This is a genomic window from Nonomuraea angiospora (genome assembly GCF_014873145.1).
Lineage (GTDB): Bacteria > Actinomycetota > Actinomycetes > Streptosporangiales > Streptosporangiaceae > Nonomuraea > Nonomuraea angiospora.
Genome location: NZ_JADBEK010000001.1, coordinates 1,390,485 through 1,408,152, shown reverse-complemented (window position 1 = coordinate 1,408,152; position 17,668 = coordinate 1,390,485). Strand labels below are relative to the sequence as shown.

The 17,668-nt window shown below is 73.2% G+C and carries 19 protein-coding genes and 1 pseudogene; 5 read left to right on the top strand and 15 right to left on the bottom strand.

Going from position 1 to position 17,668, the window contains the following annotated elements; all coding sequences use genetic code 11:
- Positions 1-91: 91 nt before the first annotated feature.
- The 8 genes from H4W80_RS06440 to H4W80_RS06405 all read right to left on the bottom strand — a co-directional run bounded on the left by H4W80_RS06440 (position 92) and on the right by H4W80_RS06405 (position 6,400).
- The gene (locus H4W80_RS06440) at positions 92-628 is read right to left on the bottom strand and encodes a GNAT family N-acetyltransferase (RefSeq protein WP_378526867.1); all 537 of its coding nucleotides are present in this window, start codon (positions 626-628) and stop codon (positions 92-94) included.
- A 79-nt stretch (positions 629-707) separates the two neighbouring features.
- Complete coding sequence (rsgA, locus tag H4W80_RS06435; RefSeq protein WP_225963283.1) at positions 708-1,790, bottom strand: ribosome small subunit-dependent GTPase A; 1,083 nt, start codon at positions 1,788-1,790, stop codon at positions 708-710.
- Positions 1,791-2,061: 271 nt separating this feature from the next.
- A complete protein-coding gene (locus H4W80_RS06430; protein WP_318786724.1) occupies positions 2,062-2,547 on the bottom strand; it encodes an Ohr family peroxiredoxin in 486 nt (161 codons plus the stop codon).
- Between the two features lie 50 nt (positions 2,548-2,597).
- Positions 2,598-3,284: a sigma-70 family RNA polymerase sigma factor family protein gene (locus H4W80_RS06425; protein ID WP_192784222.1), complete on the bottom strand. Its 687-nt coding sequence runs from the start codon at positions 3,282-3,284 to the stop codon at positions 2,598-2,600.
- Positions 3,285-3,423: 139 nt separating this feature from the next.
- Entirely contained in the window at positions 3,424-4,323 is a 900-nt protein-coding gene (locus H4W80_RS06420; RefSeq protein ID WP_225963282.1) for an RNA polymerase sigma-70 factor, read from the bottom strand.
- Between the two features lie 138 nt (positions 4,324-4,461).
- A complete protein-coding gene (locus H4W80_RS06415) occupies positions 4,462-4,692 on the bottom strand; it encodes a hypothetical protein (protein WP_192784220.1) in 231 nt (76 codons plus the stop codon).
- On the bottom strand, positions 4,689-5,480 hold the full coding sequence (locus tag H4W80_RS06410) for a class I SAM-dependent methyltransferase (protein WP_192784219.1): 792 nt from the start codon (positions 5,478-5,480) through the stop codon (positions 4,689-4,691). Before H4W80_RS06410 ends, H4W80_RS06415 begins: the two co-directional genes overlap by 4 nt.
- A gap of 164 nt (positions 5,481-5,644) precedes the next feature.
- Positions 5,645-6,400 (bottom strand): SDR family oxidoreductase, encoded by a 756-nt coding sequence (locus H4W80_RS06405; RefSeq protein WP_192784218.1) that lies wholly within the window; start codon positions 6,398-6,400, stop codon positions 5,645-5,647.
- A gap of 250 nt (positions 6,401-6,650) precedes the next feature.
- On the opposite strand from H4W80_RS06405, the pseudogene H4W80_RS06400 reads away from it, so the two are divergent.
- A pseudogene (locus H4W80_RS06400) lies at positions 6,651-7,076 on the top strand (sigma factor); the annotation flags it as partial.
- 350 nt (positions 7,077-7,426) lie between these two features.
- Here H4W80_RS06400 and H4W80_RS06395 read toward each other — a convergent pair.
- From H4W80_RS06395 to H4W80_RS06370, 6 genes are read right to left on the bottom strand one after another with little or no spacing between them, the layout of a single operon-like run.
- Entirely contained in the window at positions 7,427-8,236 is an 810-nt protein-coding gene (locus tag H4W80_RS06395) for an HAD family hydrolase (protein ID WP_192784217.1), read from the bottom strand.
- Positions 8,233-9,435 (bottom strand): MFS transporter, encoded by a 1,203-nt coding sequence (locus tag H4W80_RS06390; RefSeq protein WP_192784216.1) that lies wholly within the window; start codon positions 9,433-9,435, stop codon positions 8,233-8,235. The genes H4W80_RS06395 and H4W80_RS06390 overlap by 4 nt, the downstream gene beginning before the upstream one ends.
- On the bottom strand, positions 9,435-10,391 hold the full coding sequence (locus H4W80_RS06385; protein ID WP_192784215.1) for an HD domain-containing protein: 957 nt from the start codon (positions 10,389-10,391) through the stop codon (positions 9,435-9,437). Before H4W80_RS06385 ends, H4W80_RS06390 begins: the two co-directional genes overlap by 1 nt.
- Positions 10,388-11,542, bottom strand: coding sequence for an NAD(P)-dependent oxidoreductase (locus tag H4W80_RS06380; RefSeq protein WP_192784214.1), 1,155 nt, complete (start codon positions 11,540-11,542; stop codon positions 10,388-10,390). The genes H4W80_RS06385 and H4W80_RS06380 overlap by 4 nt, the downstream gene beginning before the upstream one ends.
- 57 nt (positions 11,543-11,599) lie before the next feature.
- Positions 11,600-12,301, bottom strand: coding sequence for an SDR family oxidoreductase (locus H4W80_RS06375; protein ID WP_192784213.1), 702 nt, complete (start codon positions 12,299-12,301; stop codon positions 11,600-11,602).
- Entirely contained in the window at positions 12,298-13,008 is a 711-nt protein-coding gene (locus tag H4W80_RS06370) for a phosphoribosylaminoimidazolesuccinocarboxamide synthase (protein ID WP_192784212.1), read from the bottom strand. Before H4W80_RS06370 ends, H4W80_RS06375 begins: the two co-directional genes overlap by 4 nt.
- 235 nt (positions 13,009-13,243) lie before the next feature.
- On the opposite strand from H4W80_RS06370, the gene H4W80_RS06365 reads away from it, so the two are divergent.
- Genes H4W80_RS06365 through H4W80_RS06350 form a run of 4 tightly spaced genes read left to right on the top strand, consistent with a single transcriptional unit; the run spans position 13,244 to position 16,943 of the window.
- Complete coding sequence (locus H4W80_RS06365) at positions 13,244-14,797, top strand: hypothetical protein (RefSeq protein WP_192784211.1); 1,554 nt, start codon at positions 13,244-13,246, stop codon at positions 14,795-14,797.
- A gap of 18 nt (positions 14,798-14,815) precedes the next feature.
- The gene (locus tag H4W80_RS06360; protein ID WP_192784210.1) at positions 14,816-16,147 is read left to right on the top strand and encodes a serine hydrolase domain-containing protein; all 1,332 of its coding nucleotides are present in this window, start codon (positions 14,816-14,818) and stop codon (positions 16,145-16,147) included.
- 56 nt (positions 16,148-16,203) lie between these two features.
- Positions 16,204-16,518: an AfsR/SARP family transcriptional regulator gene (locus H4W80_RS06355; RefSeq protein ID WP_192784209.1), complete on the top strand. Its 315-nt coding sequence runs from the start codon at positions 16,204-16,206 to the stop codon at positions 16,516-16,518.
- Complete coding sequence (locus H4W80_RS06350) at positions 16,515-16,943, top strand: SRPBCC family protein (protein ID WP_192784208.1); 429 nt, start codon at positions 16,515-16,517, stop codon at positions 16,941-16,943. Before H4W80_RS06355 ends, H4W80_RS06350 begins: the two co-directional genes overlap by 4 nt.
- Positions 16,944-16,967: 24 nt before the next feature.
- On the opposite strand, the gene H4W80_RS06345 is transcribed toward H4W80_RS06350, so the two are convergent.
- A complete protein-coding gene (locus H4W80_RS06345) occupies positions 16,968-17,654 on the bottom strand; it encodes a CTP synthase C-terminal region-related (seleno)protein (protein ID WP_192784207.1) in 687 nt (228 codons plus the stop codon).
- Positions 17,655-17,668 lie beyond the last annotated feature (14 nt).

Here is a 17,668-nt window from a genome sequence, read left to right as displayed (position 1 = left end):
CCGGCCGGGTTCACTGACAGCGGACCCGGTTCGCCGAGAGCAGAGCCGGGCCTGCCCGGGACGAGTGGCGTCACGGGCAGGCCGGTGAGCGTCAGACGCCGAAGGGCTTCGGGTAGACGATGGTGCCGCCGGGCACCGGGATGGTGTCGTCGAAGACGAGCGCCATCATGGCCTCGTCGGGCACCTCGAAGGAGGGGCGGATCCCGTACGCCGAGGCGGGGGTGAAGCCGAAGCGCGGGTAGTACTCGGGGTGGCCGAGCACGAGGACGAGGTTCTCTCCCTTGCCGCGGGCGGCTTGCAGGCCGGCGCGGATGGCGGCCGAGCCGGCGCCGCTCCTTTGGTGCTGCGGCAGGACCGCGCACGGGCCCAGGGCCAGCGCCGGCGCGGTGCCGACGTGGCAGCGGGTGAGCAGCGCGTACCCGGCCACGGTGCCGTCGGGGGCCTGGGCGACGATGGACAGCTCGGGCGACCAGGCCGGATCGACGCGCAGCGCCTCGATGAGGTCGGCCTCCAGCGGGGTGGGGAAGGCGCCGAGGGCGACGGCGCGGATCGCGGGGATGTCCTGCGGGGTCTCGGGGCGGGTGATCCAGGTGTGCGTCATGGGGTGCTCGTCTTTCGTCGTGGTCATGAGGCTGGTGGTGGCGGCGGTGCGGAGGTAGAAGAGAGGGGCAGCGGGCCGCGTGCTCGCGCCGCGGCCCGCGGCCGGGTCACGAACGGCGCTGCCGGTCCCGGAAGGCGTAGGTCTCACGCAGCGAGCGGGTGATCGCCTTCTTGCGATCATCGTGCTGGGCGCGCAGGCGCGCGTCGCTGCGGGAGCTGGCCCAGGCGTTCTCGCGCTGGAGCTTGCGGTAGCTGTCGAGGCGGCGCTCGCTCAGATCACCTGAGGCGAGGGCCGCCTGGACGGCGCAGCCGGGTTCGGAGTCGTGGCCGCAGTCGCCGAAGCGGCACTGCTCGGCGAACTCCTCGATGTCGGCGAAGACCTGCTGCAGACCCTCGTCGGCGTCCAGGAGGCCGACGCCGCGCAGACCGGGGGTGTCGATCAGCACGCCGCCGCCGGGCAGCGGGACCAGCCGGCGGCGGACCGTGGTGTGGCGGCCCTTGCCGTCCTGCGCGCGTACGGCGCCGGTCTCCAGGAGCTCGGTGCCCAGCAGCGCGTTGCCCAGCGTGGACTTGCCCGCTCCGGACGGGCCGAGCAGGACCACGGTGCCGGTGAGCGCGGCGGCGAGGGTGTCCATGCCCTGGCCGGTGGCGGCGCTGGTGGCGATGGTCTCCACGCCCGGGGCGAGCTCGGCGATGGCGGTCACCGCCTGGCCGGGATCGGCCGCCTGGTCGGCCTTGGTCAGGACGATCACGGGCTGGGCGCCGCTCTCCCATGCCAGCGCGAGCAGCCGCTCGATCCGGCTCGGATTCGGCGGGCTGGCGAGCGAGACGGCCACGACCGCCGTGTCGACGTTGGCGGCCAGGGCCTGGCCGTGGGAGGTACGCGACGCCGTCGAGCGGACGATCACGCCGCGCCGCGGCAGCAGCGCGACCAGTTCGGGGGTGGGGCCGGGGCGCAGCGCCGCCCAGTCGCCCGTGCAGGGGGACTCGACCGGATCCGCCGGCGCCGGGAGCGAGAGGCGGGCCCGGAGCGGGCCGGTTTCGGTGATGACGTCGCAGGCGCCGCGGTCGACGCCGACGACGCGGGCCGGGATGAGCCCCGCGGAGCGGTGGGAGGTGAAGGACTGTTCGAGCCCTGCGTCCCAACCGTACGCGGACAGGCCATCGTCAAGGGAATGCTCGAATGACAACGGAATGGAACCCTTTGCAGAAAAGGGGGCCTTGGCGGATGGGGCATGCCGCATCCGCGCCAGGGAAGGCGCCTCGAAAAGGTCAGCCAAGGCCCGGGGACGTGAGGATGGACCGAGTGCCGCAGATGGCAGCCATCACCACGACGGTCATTTAACCTCACCTCCCTCGAAGAGTTCCTGTTGTCACGAACGTGTGTTGCGCTGGACAAGATAGCAGCATGAGCGGGGGCCCGCAAAGATCGCGCGGGCCGGCCCACGCGATCTTTGCGGCTCAGGGGGCGAGGCTGATGGTGGCGGGGATGCCCTGGCGGGTCATCTTGGCGTACGGGCACAGCGCGGCGGCCTGCGCGAGCAGCGGCGTGACCCGGTCGCGGTCGGCTCCGGGCCAGGTCACGACGAGGTCGGCGCTCAGCCGGTAGCCGCCGTCGGCCGGGTCGCGGCCGAAAGCCACGCTCGCCTCCACGGTGATCGAGGCGGGGTCGAGGAGGTGCCGGCGGGCGAGCAGGCTGAGGGCGCCGTGGAAGCAGGCGGCGTATCCGGCGGCGAAGAGCTGCTCGGGGTTCGGGCCGGGGTGGTCGCCGCCGAGCTCCTCGGGCATCCGCAGCTGCAGGTCGAGGGCGCCGTCGGCGGAGCGGGCCCGGCCGGTGGCCCGGCCGTGGGCGGAGCTGCCGCCGCTGACGGTGACGCGCGTCGCATAGAGGGGTTTGAACGTGGAGCCGCTGTAGTCGTGCTCCGTGGACAGCATCGGGTCGTTCACCGCTACGCCTTTCAGCGGCGCACGGGGCGCCTGGGGTGAGGGCACGCCGGTCATGGGCGGTGCCAGCGCTGCAACTTGTCGGGGTTCAGGACGATCCACACCGCGGTGATCTCGGCTCCGGCGACGCTCACGCCGGCCACCGCCACGGCCCGGCCCGCCTGGCGCAGTACCAGGCCCGTCCGGCCGTTCACGGACTCGACGGCCACCTCGGTGCCGGGCCGGCCGGCCAGCAAGGACGTGACGAACCGGGCGACCGCGTCGGCGCCGTAGGTGGGGCGTACCGGGGCGCGCAGCTTGCCGCCACCGTCGCTGACGACTATCGCGTCCGCGGCCAGGACCGCCCGCAGCGCCGCCGTGTCCCCCAGGTCGCAGGCCGCGGCGAAGCGGCGGGCGACGTGGTCGTGCCGGACGAGCATCGCCCGGTCCGACGTGGCCTGCTGGTACGCCGGGAGCATGGCGGGCCGGCGGCGGGGCGGCAGGGCGGCGGATTCCGGCAGGGCGGTCGGGCCGGAGGCGAGCAGTTCCAGGCAGATGCCCCCGGCGACCCGCGTCAGCCAGGCGCGCGGCACCGCGATGTCCGCGCGTTCGTCGTCGTCGAGGGCGTACCAGCGGCGATAGGTCTCCTGGACGATCCGGTCGGCCGTGCTCTCCGAGCCGAACATCCACAAGGCGATCTCGAGCAGGTGCTGCCGCTCGTCGAGCATCTCCGCCAGCGTCCCGGCGCTCACTTCGGTCATGTCCGGCCACCTTCACAGCCAGGGCAGCAGGGCTGTTCGCCTGCTGTGGAGGTGCCGGCGTGGCCGCCGGGCGACGGGGTGGTGGTCCGCACGATGTCCTCTGTTCTTCCGGAGTCGGCAGTTGAGACAGGACAGCCGCTCAGGTTGTGACACCCCCGAATGCGCCGAGTTTGGCCGGGTTGACGATCCACATGAGGTGGTGGATGCCCTGCGGCGAGGCCTCGATGGTGAGCAGGGTGATCTCGGTGCGGTTGCGGGGGACGAGCACGGCGGCGCGGCCGTTCACCTCGACCCAGGTGATGTCGGCGCCCGGCCAGAATCGCGGCGCGTACGCGGCCAGGAACTTCGCCACGCGGGCGCTGCCCAGCAGGGGGAAGCGCGCCGCCCCTCGGATGCCGTTGCCGTCGGAGGAGCTGACGACGTCGGCGGCGAAGAGGTCTTCGAGGGCGGCGATGTTGCCCGTCTGGGCGGCGTCGAGGAAGACCGCCAGGAGGCGCCGGTGCTCTGTCTTGTCGATGGGCTCGCGCCGCGCGGCGGTCAGCCGTTTGCGGGCGCGGCTCACGAGCTGGCGCGCGTTGACGGTGCTGACCTGCAGGATCTCCGCGATCTGCGGGTAGGGGTAGACGAAGGCCTCACGCAGCACGTACGCGGCCCGCTCGGTGGGGGTGAGCCGTTCGAGCAGCAGCAGGAAGGCGAGTTCGAGCGCTTCACCCCGTTCGGCGCCCAGCGTGGGATCCATGCTGGTGTCCACCGGTTCGGGGAGCCAGGGCCCGATGTAGGACTCGCGCCGCGAACGGGCGGACTGGGCGACGTTGATGGCCAGGCGGGTGGTGATCAACGCCAGGAAGGCCGCAGGGTTCTGGACGGTCGAGCGGTCGGTGTTCTGCCAGCGCAGCCAGACTTCCTGAAGGATGTCCTCGGCTTCCACCGCGCTGCCGAGCATCCGATAGGCGATGCCGAACAGCCGGGGGCGCAGCTCGACGAAGGCGGACGCGGCCTGTTCGAGCGCGTTTGCCTGCTTCAGTGATTCCACCTGCATGTTTCCCCACGCCTTCGCTGTCCACATCGATTCTGTCCCCCGGCTGGGCGTGCCCGTTCAGCCCCGTACGTGGCCGACGGTGTCAGGCCGGGGTTCCTCCCGGTGGGTGCCGTCGCACGACGACTTGTTGCCCGAATTTCACGCGACGTGATCGCCGGGCCGGGAGCCGTCCTCCAGTGCCTCGACCGCGTCGAGCAGGCCCCTGAGGCCGATCTCCTCGCGCTCGGCGTCCACCGGGTCGAACAGCCACTCGGTGACCGGCAGCTCGGCGACCTCCTCCGGACGGCTCGCCTCGACCAGGGTCACCTCGGCCTCGACCGCGACCTGGAGCTCGTACAGGAAGTCGTCCTCGCCGCTGGGAGCGCTCATCTTTCCTCCATGCGTGGCTTGAGTGGATGTCCGGCAGACCGGCTGACCGCGTGGATCAGCCGTACAGCGATCTGGCCGGAGGCGAACAGGCGGGTGAAGCGCTCACCCTGGTGAGCCGCCAGCGCGTACGCGGGCTCGGCCCGGTGGCGGGTCGCGATCACCGCGGCGACCTGCTCGGCACGGCGCGACCACGACCGCGGCGCCCCGCCGGGCTGGTCGATCTGCTCGACGATGTCGAACCCGGCGCAGGCGAGCAGCCCGGCAAGCTCCCCCTGGGTGGGGAAGTGGTTGCCGTCCGGCACCGGAAGGAGCTGCGGGCCCCGGGCGACGACCACCAGCAGCCCGAGTGAGGCGCCAGGCTTGAGCACCCGGTGGATCTCGGCGAGCACCGCCGCCTTGTCCCGCACGGTGCACAGCACCCCCAGACACCAGGCGGCGTCGGCCGACCCCGTACGGAGCGGAATCCGTCGCCCGTCCCCCGCGATGACCGGCAGCCCGAACAGCCGGGCGGCGGCCCGGCCCGCGGCCGGCATCGGCTCCAGCAGGATCGGCCGGACCCCGAACCGCTCCGCGGCCCAGGCCGCCGGCCCGCCGGCGCCCGCGCCCACGTCCAGCAGCGTGACGCCGGGCGACAGCTCGCACGCCTCGGCCAGCCACCCCAGTGCCGCCGGACTCGCGCTCCCGCGGCAGGCGGCCGGGATGGCGTGCCGCTCCCCCAGCTGCTCGACGGCGTCGGCGGTCCAGCCGGCGACATCGTCGAACTCCGCGACCATCGCCGATGCGGTCACCGCGTGACCCCTGTCCCGTCGCGGGCGCGCGCGACGGCCGCCGGTCGCCCGGTCGTCGCCCTGGCAGTCATCGGCGCGCAGGCCGGACGCGGGCCATGACGGCCCCGCCCGGTGGTCGCCGCGTCGCCGCCGCACCTGGAACAACCTTTCCTGCCGGGGGCCCACTACTTGGCGGCGGCGTTCCGGCCGGCCCAGTCGCGGTAATGGATGGTGCCGAGGATCGCGCCCTCGCCCGGCACCAGCGTCCGCTCGCCCGGCACGCTGCCGTAGTAGCGCGCCCGCGGGTCGGCGACCACCGTGCGCGGGTCGCCCCAGGCGGCCAGGGCGTCGCGGAAGAACTCGTCCATCCGGACGTCGTCGGGGCCGCCGATCTCGACCCGGCCGTTCAGCGGCTCTCCCATCGCGACCCGGCCGACCGCCTGGGCGACCTCCTCACCCGCGATGGGCTGGAAGCGCACCGGCGCGATCCGCACCGTGTCGCCGTCCGTGGCCTCATCGGCGATGGCGCGTACGAACTCGAAGAACTGCGTCGCGTGTACGAGCGAGAACGGGATGCCCGACTTCTCGATCAGCTGCTCCTGGGCGATCTTCGCCGCGAAGTAGCCGTTGTCCGGCATCCGATCCGTGCCCACCACCGACAGCGCGACATGATGACCGACCCCGGCCGCCGCCTCGGCGGCCAGCAGGTTGCGGGTGGAGGTCTCGAAGAACTCCATCACCGCCGCCGGCTCGAACGACGGCGAGTTGGACACGTCGACCACCACCTGCGCGCCCGCCAGCACCTCCGCCAGCCCCTCACCGGTCAGGGTGTTGACACCGGTGCTCGGCGCCGCCGCCACCGCGTCGTGACCGTGCTCTCCCAATATGGCCACCAGCTTCGAGCCGATCAGCCCGGTCCCGCCGACCACGACGACCTTCATGGCGTCCCCTTGTTTCTCCGCCGGGGCACCCGTGTGCCGACCGGTCGCCAGCTAAGACAGGGCAGCCCTGAGGCTTGTGACAGCCGTCGCGAAATCTTTTCCTCTTTTCTGGATGAAGAGCTCGTCAAGGCGGCCGGCGTCGTGATCTGTGAGAGGAAGAAATCTTCCTGGCCTGTACCTTTGCGCCGGCCTGACCCCGCAGTTCGGGGGGTAACAGTCGAGAAATCGCACTTGTGACGAGCAGGGGGCGATGGCGGTGGCCGATCTGGAGCAGGCGGTAGCGGTGTTCGCCGGTGTGCGACCGCGCCTGTTCGGGATCGCCTACCGGATGCTGGCCAGCGTCAGCGAGGCCGAGGACCTGGTGCAGGACGTCTGGCTGCGCTGGCAGGCCTACGACCGCGCCACGGTCGAGGACCCCGCCGCGTTCCTGGCCACCACGACCACCCGGCTGGCGATCAACGCCACCCGGTCCGCCCGCGTCCGCCGCGAGACCCATCTCGGCCCGTGGCTGCCCGAACCCGTCGACACCGGCGCCGACCCCTGCCTCGGCGCCGAACGCGCCGAGGCCCTGGAGTTCGCCGTGCTGCTGCTCCTGGAACGGCTCTCCCCCACCGAACGCGCCGCCTACGTGCTGCGGGAGGCGTTCGACTACCCCTACCGGCAGATCGCCGGCATCATCGACCTCAACGAACCGGCCGTACGCCAGCTCGTCAGCAGGGCCCGCAAACGCGTCCTCGTCGCCCGCCGCACCCCCGTGACCCGAGCCGAACAATGCAGGCTGCTCACCGCCTTCGTCGCCGCCGCCCGCTCCGGCGACATGACCGCGCTGGAGGAACTGCTCGCCGCGGACGTGATCGGCTACTGCGACGGCGGCGCCGTACGGGCTTCCCGGCTCTGGAGCGGACTCGGCGTGGCCTGGGCGGGCACGAAGGGCCGGACGCCGCCGAGCCGCGACAGGGCAGCCCCTGGTCCTTTGCCGGGGCGCGCTTGGCGAGGGCCACGTAGGCGTGCACCACCTTCGAGCGGTCAGCGCAGGACGGTGCGGATCAGCGAGGCCACGCCGTCGTCGTCGTTGCTGGGCAGCAGGATCCGGGCGGCCGCCTTGACCTCGGGGTGGGCGTTGGCGACGGCCGCGGGCAGTCCGGCCTGGCGGAGCATGGGAAGGTCGTTGGGCATGTCGCCCACGGCGGCCGTGGCGGCGAGGGGGACGCGCCGGTGCGCGGCCGCCCATCGCAGGGCCTGGCCCTTGTTGGCGTGCTCCGGAGAGATCTCCAGGAAGTGCGCGGTGGAGAAGGTGGCCCGCAGCCCGGTGACCGCCCCGCCGGCGAGCGCGCCGGCGAACGCGCCGCCGAGCTGGGCCGGCGACAGCTCGGGATGGGCCAGGAGCACCTTGACCGCGCGGTTGCCGGCAGTGGCGCGGCCGATGAGATCGGCCGAGACGGCGTGGGGCCAGCAGTCGGGCACCAGGTCGGCGAAGCCGGGTTGCAGTGTCAGCTCGTGCTCGGTGTCGAGCCCCAGGACGCCGCCCGGCACCGACCGTTCGGCCCAGACGAGGACCTGCTTGAGCTGGCCGGCGGTGAAGCAGTGGTCGAACAGCACCCGTTCGGCGCAGGTGTCCCAGATCACCGCGCCGTTGCTGCAGGCGAGCAGGCCCCGCAGGCCGGCCTCCAGCGCCCAGTCCAGAGCGTCCCGGGTGGGCCGCCCGGTGGCGACCATGACCTGGAGGCCGGCGGCGCGGGCCTCGGCCAGCGCCCTGCGGGTGTCGTGGCTGAGGCCGCCGGCGCTGGTGAGCAGCACCCCGTCCAGGTCCGTGCAGACCAGCTGGATCCGTGTCATACGGCGGCGCCCGCGGGGTCGTCGGCGGTGTCGGAGCTCCCGGCCGCGAGGCACCGCTGCCCGGCCGCCAGGACGACGACGCCCACGGCCACGCCCAGCACCCCGACGCAGGCGGCCCAGGACTCCGTGGCGTGTGCAAGGACGAGGCCCGCCGCGGTCGATCCCAGGGCGATGCCCGTGGTCATCAGCGTGACCAGCCAGGCGAAGGCCTCGGTGACCGTACCGGCCGGGGCGAGCTTTCCGACCAGGACGAACGCGGCCGTCAGCACGGGCGCGAGGAAGAGCCCGGTGAGGATCATGAGGGCGGCCATGTACGGCGGCGACGGCACCAGGCACAGCAGCGCGTACGCGGCGGCGAGGGCGACGGTCAGCAGCAGCGTCCGCCGCGGCGGCGAGGACGACCAGCGCACGGCGCCGTAGCCGAGACCGCCGACCAGGGCGCCGAAGGCGTTGAGCGCCAGCAGCGTGGCCGCCCCGCCCGGCACGTGGCGGTGCTCGGTGTAGAAGACCACCAGGACGTTGAGGCCGCCGATGGCGGCGCCGACCCCGGTCAGGCTCACCAGCAGCACGGTCAGACCGCGGCTGCGCAGCGGCCCGAGCCAGTCGGGCGAGCGCAGCGGCGCCTTCCAGGCGCGGGTGGGCGCCGCGGTGGCCACCACGAACACGCCCAGCAGGCCCAGCAGCGCCCCCACCCACAGGGCGCCCGCCGTGGACCCGGCCGCCACGCAGCCGGCCACGACCAGCGGGCCGCCGACGAAGACGAGCTCCTGGGAGGCCGAGTCCATGGCGTAGGCCGACTCCAGCCGGGCGGGCGGCACCAGATCGGGCCACAGCACCCTGAGGCAGGGCTCCAGCGGCGGGGTCGCCGCCCCCGCCAGGAGGGCGCCCGCGACGACGGCCGCGGGCTCGGAGGGGGCCACCGCGATCGCGATCAGGCCAGCGCCGGCCACGACCGCGGCCGGCACCAGGACCCGGACCTGGCCGACCCGATCCACCAGCCGGCCGAGCACCGGCCCGCCGCCGGCGGCGGCGATGGCGAAGGCTCCGGCGGCCAGGCCGACGAAGTCGTAGCCGGCGCCCGCCTGCCGCAGGACCAGCGGGATCGCCAGCGCCGCCATCGCGCTGGGCAGCCTCCCGACCAGCGTCCCGAGCAGCAGCCGCGTCACGTACGGAGCCCGGAGCAGGCTGAGATAACCCATCACCGGCTCCGCAGGTGCAGCTGGAGCGCCACCGGCCGGTTCTCGCGCAGTTGCAGCTCGATGTCCCCGATCCCCTCGATGCGGTGGTGCGGCCGGCCCTGGGACAGGACGATCCGCACGCCGGTGGCCAGCAGGTCCGGCACGTCCAGCAGGTGGACCTCGGCCGGGTGTCCCTGCTCGTCGAAGGTCAGCGAGACCTGCCCGCGGAAGCCGACCCGGACGACCGGCTCATCGGCCTCGCCGCGGGGCTCCTCCACCGACAGGAAGCGGGTGCGCGGGTCCCACCGGACCCGCGAGCCGGCCGCCTGCGCCCGGTCCCACTCGGATCGGAACCCGGCGGCGAACCGGTGCAGCAGCAGCGCCCGGTCGGCCGCCATCCGGCGTGCGGGCTCGGTGAGCATGTCCTGCTCCAGCCGGACCAGCTTCTCGTAGAGGTGGGCCAGCACCGAGGAGGTCTCGCCCTCCTGGTAGACCTCCTGGAGAGCGGTGCCCGGGTCCCACAGCGGCTCGCCGAGCAGCCCGCCGTAGGCGAAGGCCCGGCCGATGCCGATGGCTCCCATGGCGTCGAGGTTGTCGGCGTCGTGGACCGCCGCGGCGACCGGGCACCCGTCGTCGAGGTCGTCCTCGGCGAAGCGGTAGCGGCCTGTCAGCTCCACCGCGCGCAGGATGGGCGGATGCCACTCCTGCGGCACTCCGCACCCTTCCAGCACCTCCAGCACGGCCGCGCGGGCGTCCTCGGGCCGGATGGGCCGCCGGTCGCGTCTGGCCTCCTCTACCCGGTGGTAGTCATGAACGTACGCCGCCACCTGCGCGATGCGGGGGTCGGCGCCCGTCCGGGCCGCGATCTCCCCCGCCAGGGCGGCGACCCGGTCGACGTGGCCGAGGTCGTGGGCCGGGTCGGCGGTCGCGAAGTCGACCGCCACGCGGGCCCGCACCTTCTCGAGAATCGCATTCACCGTTGTCCGTACTCCTCCCGCCAGCGCTGCGCCAGCTCCCGCTGCAGCCGCGGGTCGAGGCGGTGCAGCCCCGGCTCCCAGGTCTGCCGAGCCAGCTCACGCGTGCACAGATACAGCTCGGTGTAGACCAGGTCAAGGACCGAACCGAGGATGCTGTGCTCCATGAAGTTCACGGGCTTGCCGTCGTTGAGCAGATAGACGGTGCGATCGGCCACCCGCAGTTCGAGCACCTCGTCGACCTCGGCCGAGGCCGACGCCGCGCGGCGCAGGCCCTTGACGTCGAACTCGACCTGCTTGGAGCTTCCGCTGGCCAGCACGACGCCGTCGCGCAGGTGCGGCAGGTCGGCCGTGGTGAGGGCGCGGTGGCCGGACACGCCGATGATCACCTCGGCCCAGGAGAGCAGGTCCTGGCGCGGGCCCACGCGGAACCCGTGCACCAGGGCGGCGGACATCCGGATGTCGTCGGGATCGTAGACGGCGACCTGGACTCCGGTGCGGCGCAGGTGCTCGGCCAGGGCCGTGCCGATCCCGCCGTAGCCGAGCACGAGGACGCGGCGTTCGCTGAGGAGCCGGTAGAAGCGCAGCCGCAGCAGGCGCTCGACGCTGTAGGCCACCGACCGCCCGACCTGGACGTCCTCCAGGGCCTTCAGCGGGCTGTCGGCGATGGTGAAGACCGGCAGGGGAAGCGGCGCGGCGCGCTCGTACTGCCACTGCCCTTGCTTGGTGTCCTCCACGATGCCGCGAAAGCCCGGCACCCCGGCCAGGTCTCGCACCGCCCCGGCGCAGTAGCCGCCGACCTCCTGGATCATCACCGGCGAATCGCCCTGCCGCGCGGCCCGCTGGGCGGCGGCGACCGCCATGGGCCCGACCTCCTCGATCGAGGCCGGAATGCTCACCGGAAGGTCGCCCAGCAGCGCCAGCGCCTCCGGCTGGGCGCTGTAGGGCACCGGCACGATCTGGGCGAGGTCGGTGGAGCGGCTCAGCAGCCGCACGTAGGGCACCGCGGTGTCGAGCAGGTGCGCGATCAGGATCGTGCGGGCGGGCGGCATCGGCCAGTCGGCCTGGGCGCCGCGCAGCACGGGCAGGTCGCAGGCGCGCGAGGCGTGTCCGGCGCGTGCGGGCACGGGTTCGCGCTCGAGAATGGATGTCATGGCAGGGTCCCCCTCGCGGAGATGGAGAGATTGCGGCTCGGCGCCGGGCGGGCGGCTTCAGACCGCTTGGAGCCGGTTCAGGCCGGTCACCGCCATGTCGGGCAGGTGCGCCGGGCGCAGTTCGATCTCGCCGATCGCGGTGTCGGCGGGCGCCTCGACCACCCACCGCACGGCTCGGGCGACGGAGGACGTCGACAGCTTGAACGGTGAGTCGTCACCGATCTCGTTGGCGATCGCGCCGGGATTGATCAGCGTGGTGCGGACCCCGTTGGGGCGCTCCTCCAGCAGGAGCACCTCGGCCAGCGCCTTGAGGGCCGCTTTGCTGGCGCAGTAGGCCGCGCCGCCCTCGAAGTAGCGGCTCCCGGCGTGGCTGCCCATCAGGACGATGCTGCCCTTGCGCGGGCGCAGGTGCGGCAGGGCCGCCTGGAGCAGCGGCAGCACGGAGACGATGTTGACGTCGAACGCGGCCCGCCAGTCGGCCAGGCCGAGCGTGCCGATCCTGCCCAGTGACCGCGCCACCGCGTTGACGACGAGCGCGTCGATGCGCCCCCGCCGGCGCGCGACCGTCTCGACGGCGGCCGTCACCGCGTCGGCCGACTCCAGGTCGCACGGGGCTTCGGGGAGCCACGGCTTTCCCGCCGGGGTGCGGTTGAGCCCCCATGCCTCCCAGCCGCCCGCGTGGAGCTCCGCGGCGATGGCCAGGCCGGTGCCCCGGTTGGCCCCGGTCACGAGGGCGACCGGGCGATGCGCCCCGGTCATGCCGGGAGCCTGCCGACCAGCGCGGACCAGACGGAGACGATGTGCTCGTGGCCGGCCCCCTGCCGGAACAGGTCCTTGTCCAGCGAGTTGCCCTGGCGATCGCGCAGCCGCATGCAGTCGGGCGATATTTCGGAATTGATGATGGGATCGCCTTCGGGTCCCGGGCCGATGATCAGGCAGAAATCCCAGAGATCGAGCGGCTCCAGCCACTTGCGGAGGCAGTCATTGCATTGCCGGGCAATGCGGCGGAACTCCTCGACATCCACTCCATAGGCCCACAGATAGTCTTCGCCGATGGGCTGGTCCTCGGGGTCGATCCGGAAGTCGAACTTCACCACCGGGGGATGGAAGACATGACCTTCTGGGAAGAGGCCGGGATATTTGCGGACGGTCGATCCGACGGCCCGGTTCTTGACGATGACCTCGAAAGGCGGGGCCGGCACGTAGTCGGCGAGATAGGTGGTCTCGCCGAGCCGCTCCCTGAACACCGTGCGCATGCCGGCGGCGTGCAGCGCGCGGGCCGCACGCTCGTAGAAGTCGAGGCGCAGGCGCGCGGTCGCCGGCACCAGCTCGTCGCGGTCGAAGGTGTAGCTGCGCAGGCTGGGGATCAGCTCGACCACGCAGGTGCCGTCGTCGCGCGGCCAGATCCGTTTGCTGCGGCCTTCGATCGCGGGCGGCCCGGTCGTGCCATTCTTCGGAGGGGTCACAGAACAGCATGGTCATTCGTGTGACTGGCGATGTCAAGAATAATTCAGCCGGGAAATCCTCGGCCCTTTCCGGAAATATTCACAGATCGGGCTGTTTGTATTCTCGACTATACGCGTCGATATCCACTTTAATTCGACGGCTTGCGGATCGCCGCGGGCGGGCTAACGCCACGGCGTCCCGGCCCGATAACGCACCAGCGGCCCTTACCGACCAGCCGTGCCAAGGAGACAGCTCATGAGCGACGAAGTACGCGTCACGATCGAAGCGGTCCCCCGCGCGGGCCTGACCGCGCAGCAGCTGCGCCAGGCGGTCGCCGAGCACCCGGACGCGCTGGCCGCGCTCGAGGTCGCCGACCCCGGCCGGCTCGCCGTGGCCTTCGCGCCCGGCCTGGGCCACGACCCCGGGGAGAACGCGCCGTTCCAGGCCACCGTGTTCGACCCGGTCGGCAACCGCGCCGTCGAGCTGCGCGGCACCCTCGACCGGCCCGAACGCGCCGAGCTGCGCCCCAGCGCCCACCGGCCGCAGCCCAGCCGCGAGGAGCTGGCGGCCGCCGCACAGATCCTGCGCGCCGACCCGCGCTTCCCGGCCGGCCAGGACGTGGTCGTCTACCGGCCCATGCCGCCGCTGGCCGACCTGGAGAACCCCGACGGCACCACCGTGCGCCGCCCCACCCTCGGCCTCTACACCCCCGGCGAGCCCACCGGGCTGCGCCACCGCATCGTCGCCGTCGACCTGGTCAACCGCGCCGTCGACTGGACCCCGTCCGGGATCAACGTGCGCATGCACCACGACTGCGAGCACAGCGTCCCCGAGGGCATCGACGCGCTGACCGACCACGGCGGCCCCAACCAGGTACGGGTGCGCGTCCAGCGCGGCTCCACCGAGCTGTGGAACCTGCTGGTGGTGCGCCCGCGCGCCTCGGCCCCGCAGAACCCCGGCGTCGGCGGCGGCGTCGAGCTGCGCGACGTGCGCTACCGGGGCCGGCTCGTGCTCCGGCAGGCCCACGTGCCCGTCCTGAACGTCGAGTACGAGGAGGGCACGACCTTCCGCGACGACGCCGGTTTCGAGACCCGCTTCAACGCCACCGGCACCGACCCGGTCGGCTGGGGGTGGCGGCTGTGCGACAGCCCGCCCCGTACCATCCTCGAACGCCCCTCGACCGACGCCGGCAACTTCCAGGGCGTGGCCTTCCACCACGACGGCGAGCAGCTGCGGATCGTCAGCGAGCTGGCCGCCGGCTGGTACCGCTACGCCAGCGACTGGCGCCTGGCCGACAACGGCGACATCAGCCCCCGCTTCGGGTTCGCCGCCACCGCCAACCCGATGACGTGCATGGTGCACCGCCACCACGCCTACTGGCGGCTCGACTTCGACATCGAGGGCGCCGGCAACGACGTGGTCGAGCAGATCGACGACACCGGCTCGATCATCCCCGAACCCGTGCCGATCATCCGCGAGACCTCCCGCAAACGCCTCCACCCTGCCCTGTACTGGCAGGTGCGCGACAAGTCCTCGGGCCGCGGCTACCAGATCCACCCCGGCGAGTTCGACGGCACCGCCGACGCCTACGGCGTGTCCGACCTGTGGTTCCTGCGCCACCACCCCCGCGAGCTCGACGACGGCAACCCCGGCCCGCGCGACCGCGCGGCCCTCAACCGCTTCCTCAACGGCGAGAGCCTGGACGGCACCAACGTCGTGATCTGGTACGCCGGGCACTACTACCACGACCAGGCCCACCCGCAGCCGCACCAGGGTGAGCTGATCGGCCCGCGGCTGGTGCTCATCTAGCGGCTAATCTTGTCGCTCATGAGCCAGGTGGAACACGCGACGGCGCGCGCTCTGCTGCGCAGACTGGCCGTCGAACAGGCCGAATGCAGGGTGCCGTCGCTGGCGGCGGCGATCGTGCGGGACGGGAGGCCGGCGTGGTTCGGCGGGCGCGGCCGGGTGGACGGCGCGCCGCCGACCCAGGCCACCCAGTACCGGATCGGGTCGATCACCAAGAGCATGGTCGCCGTCGTGGTCATGCGGCTGCGCGACGAGGGCGCGCTGCGGCTGTCCGACCCGCTGGAGGCGCACCTGCCGGGCACCGAGCTGGGCCACCTGACCATCGCCCAGCTGCTGTCGCACACCGCCGGCCTGACCGCCGAGCCGCCTACCGCCTGGTGGGAGCGCACCCCCGGCGTCCCCGTCGCCGAGCTGCTGGAGCGGCTCGGGCCCGGCGACCTCAAGCACCGCCCCGGACGCCGCTTCCACTACTCCAACGTCGGCTTCGCCCTGCTGGGCGAGCTGGTGGGCAGGCTGCGCGGCACCACCTGGCTCAAGGCGCTGCAGTCGGAGGTGCTCGACCCGCTCGGCATGGACGACACCACTCCCCGGCCGCGCGCCCCGCACGCCACCGGATACGCCGTCCACCCCTACGCCGACGCGGTGCTGGCCGAGCCGGAGCACGACGCCGAGGCGATGGGGCCGGCCGGGCAGTTGTGGTCCACGCCGCACGACCTGGCGCGATGGGCCGCGTTCCTGGGCGGCGACACCGCGGGCGTGCTGTGCGGCGACACGCTGGCCGAGATGCGCGAGCCGGTCGGGGTGGACGACGGGGACTCCTGGACCGTCGGGTTCGGGCTGGGCCTGCAGCTGTTCCGGCCCGGCGGGCGGCGGCTGGCGGGGCACAGCGGGTCGATGCCCGGGTTCCTGGCCACGGTGTGGGCCGACCCCTCCGACGGGGTGGGGGTGCTGTTCATGGCCAACACGACCGCGGGGGTGCGCGGCTCGCTGCTGACCGACCTGCTGGGCATCCTGGAGGAGCACGAGCCGCGCCTGCCGGACGAATGGCAGCCGGTCGCCGCCGATCCCGGCCTGCTGGCCCTGACGGGGCTGTGGCACTGGGGGCCCAAGCCGTACACGCTGCGGCTGCTGCCCGAGCGCGCCCTGTCGCTGGAGCCGGTCGGAGGCGGCGGGCGGGCCTCGCGGTTCCTGCCGCAGGCCGACGGGACGTGGCTGGGGCTGGACGGCTACTACGCCGGGGAGACGCTGCGGGTGGCCGCCGACCACCTCGACCTCAACACGTTCATCTTCACCCGCACCCCGTACGATCCGCAGGCGCCGGTGCCCGGCGGGGCCGGCGACTGGCACGCTTGACACACGGGCACGCCTGACAGACGGGCACGCCGCCCCGGAGGTGGCAGCATGGTCGTGTGCGTGTGGCGATCCTGGGGCCGCTGGAGGTCGAGTCCGCCGCGGTCGGGGGCGCCCGGCTGCGCCGGCTGCTGGTGCGCCTGGCGCTGGCGGCCGGGCGGGCCGTCACCGTCGAGGCGCTGGCCGCCGACCTGTGGCCCGAGGAGCCGCCCGCCGACCCCGGCGACGCGCGGCAGTCGCTGGTCTCCCGCCTGCGCCGTACGCTGCCGGAGGCCGCCGCGCTGGCGAGCGACCTCGGCGGGCAGGCCTTCGCCCGCCGCCGCGCCCTCGACCGCGCCTGTGCCGTGGAGCCGGCCGCCGGAGGTCCGGGATGACGTACGTCTACGCGGGCGCCGCCGTGCACGTGCCGGCGCCGCCGGAGCAGGTGTTCGCGCTGATCACCGACTGGCCGCGGCACCGGGAGTGGATGTTCATGACCGAGGCCCGCCGGGTCGGCGAGCACGCGGTCGAGGCCTACACCGGAGTGCGGCCGTTCGGATTCCTGGACACCATGACGATCACGACCTGGCAGCCCCCGACCCTGGTGCTGGTCACCCACACCGGCCGGTTCGTCCGCGGCCACGGCGCCATCCGGATCCGGCCCCAGGACGGCGGCAGCCGCGTGATCTGGGCCGAGCGGCTGCGACTGCCGTTCGGGCCGCTGGGCCGGGCGCTGTGGCCGCTCGTCCGCCCTGTCAGCCTCGCCCTCCTGCGCCACTCGCTGCGCAAGCTGTCCGGCCTGCTGGTCCCGGAAACCTGAGCGAAGCGGCCGGACCCGCGCAGGTCAGGTGCGAACCGCCTGGCGGGCCACCGCGGCGGCGAAGGCGGCGATCACCGGGTGCGCGCGCCGCCCGTCCCCCGACAGCTCCGGCTGGAACAGCGTGCCCACGAAGAACGGGTGACCGGGCAGCTCGGCCGCCCGCACGGCCCCGTCGTCGGCGTACCCGGAGAACACCAGCCCGTGCCCGGCCAGTGTCCGGGTGTAGCTCTCGTTGAGCCCGTAGGAGCAGACGTAGGACTCCACCGTCACGGGCTCGCCCATGATCTGCTCCATCAGCGTCCCGGGCGAGATCCGCACCCGCCCCTCGTGCCCGGCCAGCGAGCACGCCAGCGGTGTCAGCAGGAACTCGCGCGCGTCCGGCTCGTTCTCGGCGTGCGCCACGTCCAGCCCGCACACGTGCCGCGCGAACTCCAGCAGCATGTGCTGGAACCCCGCGCACGTGCCCAGGAGCGGGATCCGATGCTCCCGGGCGACACGCGCCGCCTCCACGGCGCCCTCCTCGTCCCGGTACGGGCTGCCAGGCACGATCCAGATGCCGTCGAAGCCCTCCAGGCCGGACACGTCGGTGGTGGCGATCCAGTACGGGTCGAGCGCGATGCCGTCCCGCTCCCGCAGCGCCTCGACGACCACCGGGATCCGGGCATGCGAACGAACACTGGGGGACCGATCCCCCACGAGGGCGATTTTCATGCCCTCATCCTGAC

Coding starts and splice junctions, on each gene's coding strand:
- H4W80_RS06395 (WP_192784217.1), bottom strand. CDS start 8,236: ATGACACGGATCCAGCTGGTCTGCACGGACCTGGACGGGGTGCTGCTC.
- H4W80_RS06415 (WP_192784220.1), bottom strand. CDS start 4,692: ATGAGCGCTCCCAGCGGCGAGGACGACTTCCTGTACGAGCTCCAGGTC.
- H4W80_RS06420 (WP_225963282.1), bottom strand. CDS start 4,323: ATGCAGGTGGAATCACTGAAGCAGGCAAACGCGCTCGAACAGGCCGCG.
- H4W80_RS06350 (WP_192784208.1), top strand. CDS start 16,515: ATGACGTACGTCTACGCGGGCGCCGCCGTGCACGTGCCGGCGCCGCCG.
- H4W80_RS06375 (WP_192784213.1), bottom strand. CDS start 12,301: ATGACCGGGGCGCATCGCCCGGTCGCCCTCGTGACCGGGGCCAACCGG.
- H4W80_RS06425 (WP_192784222.1), bottom strand. CDS start 3,284: ATGACCGAAGTGAGCGCCGGGACGCTGGCGGAGATGCTCGACGAGCGG.
- H4W80_RS06380 (WP_192784214.1), bottom strand. CDS start 11,542: ATGACATCCATTCTCGAGCGCGAACCCGTGCCCGCACGCGCCGGACAC.
- H4W80_RS06390 (WP_192784216.1), bottom strand. CDS start 9,435: ATGGGTTATCTCAGCCTGCTCCGGGCTCCGTACGTGACGCGGCTGCTG.
- H4W80_RS06360 (WP_192784210.1), top strand. CDS start 14,816: ATGAGCCAGGTGGAACACGCGACGGCGCGCGCTCTGCTGCGCAGACTG.
- H4W80_RS06440 (WP_378526867.1), bottom strand. CDS start 628: ATGACCACGACGAAAGACGAGCACCCCATGACGCACACCTGGATCACC.
- H4W80_RS06345 (WP_192784207.1), bottom strand. CDS start 17,654: ATGAAAATCGCCCTCGTGGGGGATCGGTCCCCCAGTGTTCGTTCGCAT.
- H4W80_RS06405 (WP_192784218.1), bottom strand. CDS start 6,400: ATGAAGGTCGTCGTGGTCGGCGGGACCGGGCTGATCGGCTCGAAGCTG.
- H4W80_RS06365 (WP_192784211.1), top strand. CDS start 13,244: ATGAGCGACGAAGTACGCGTCACGATCGAAGCGGTCCCCCGCGCGGGC.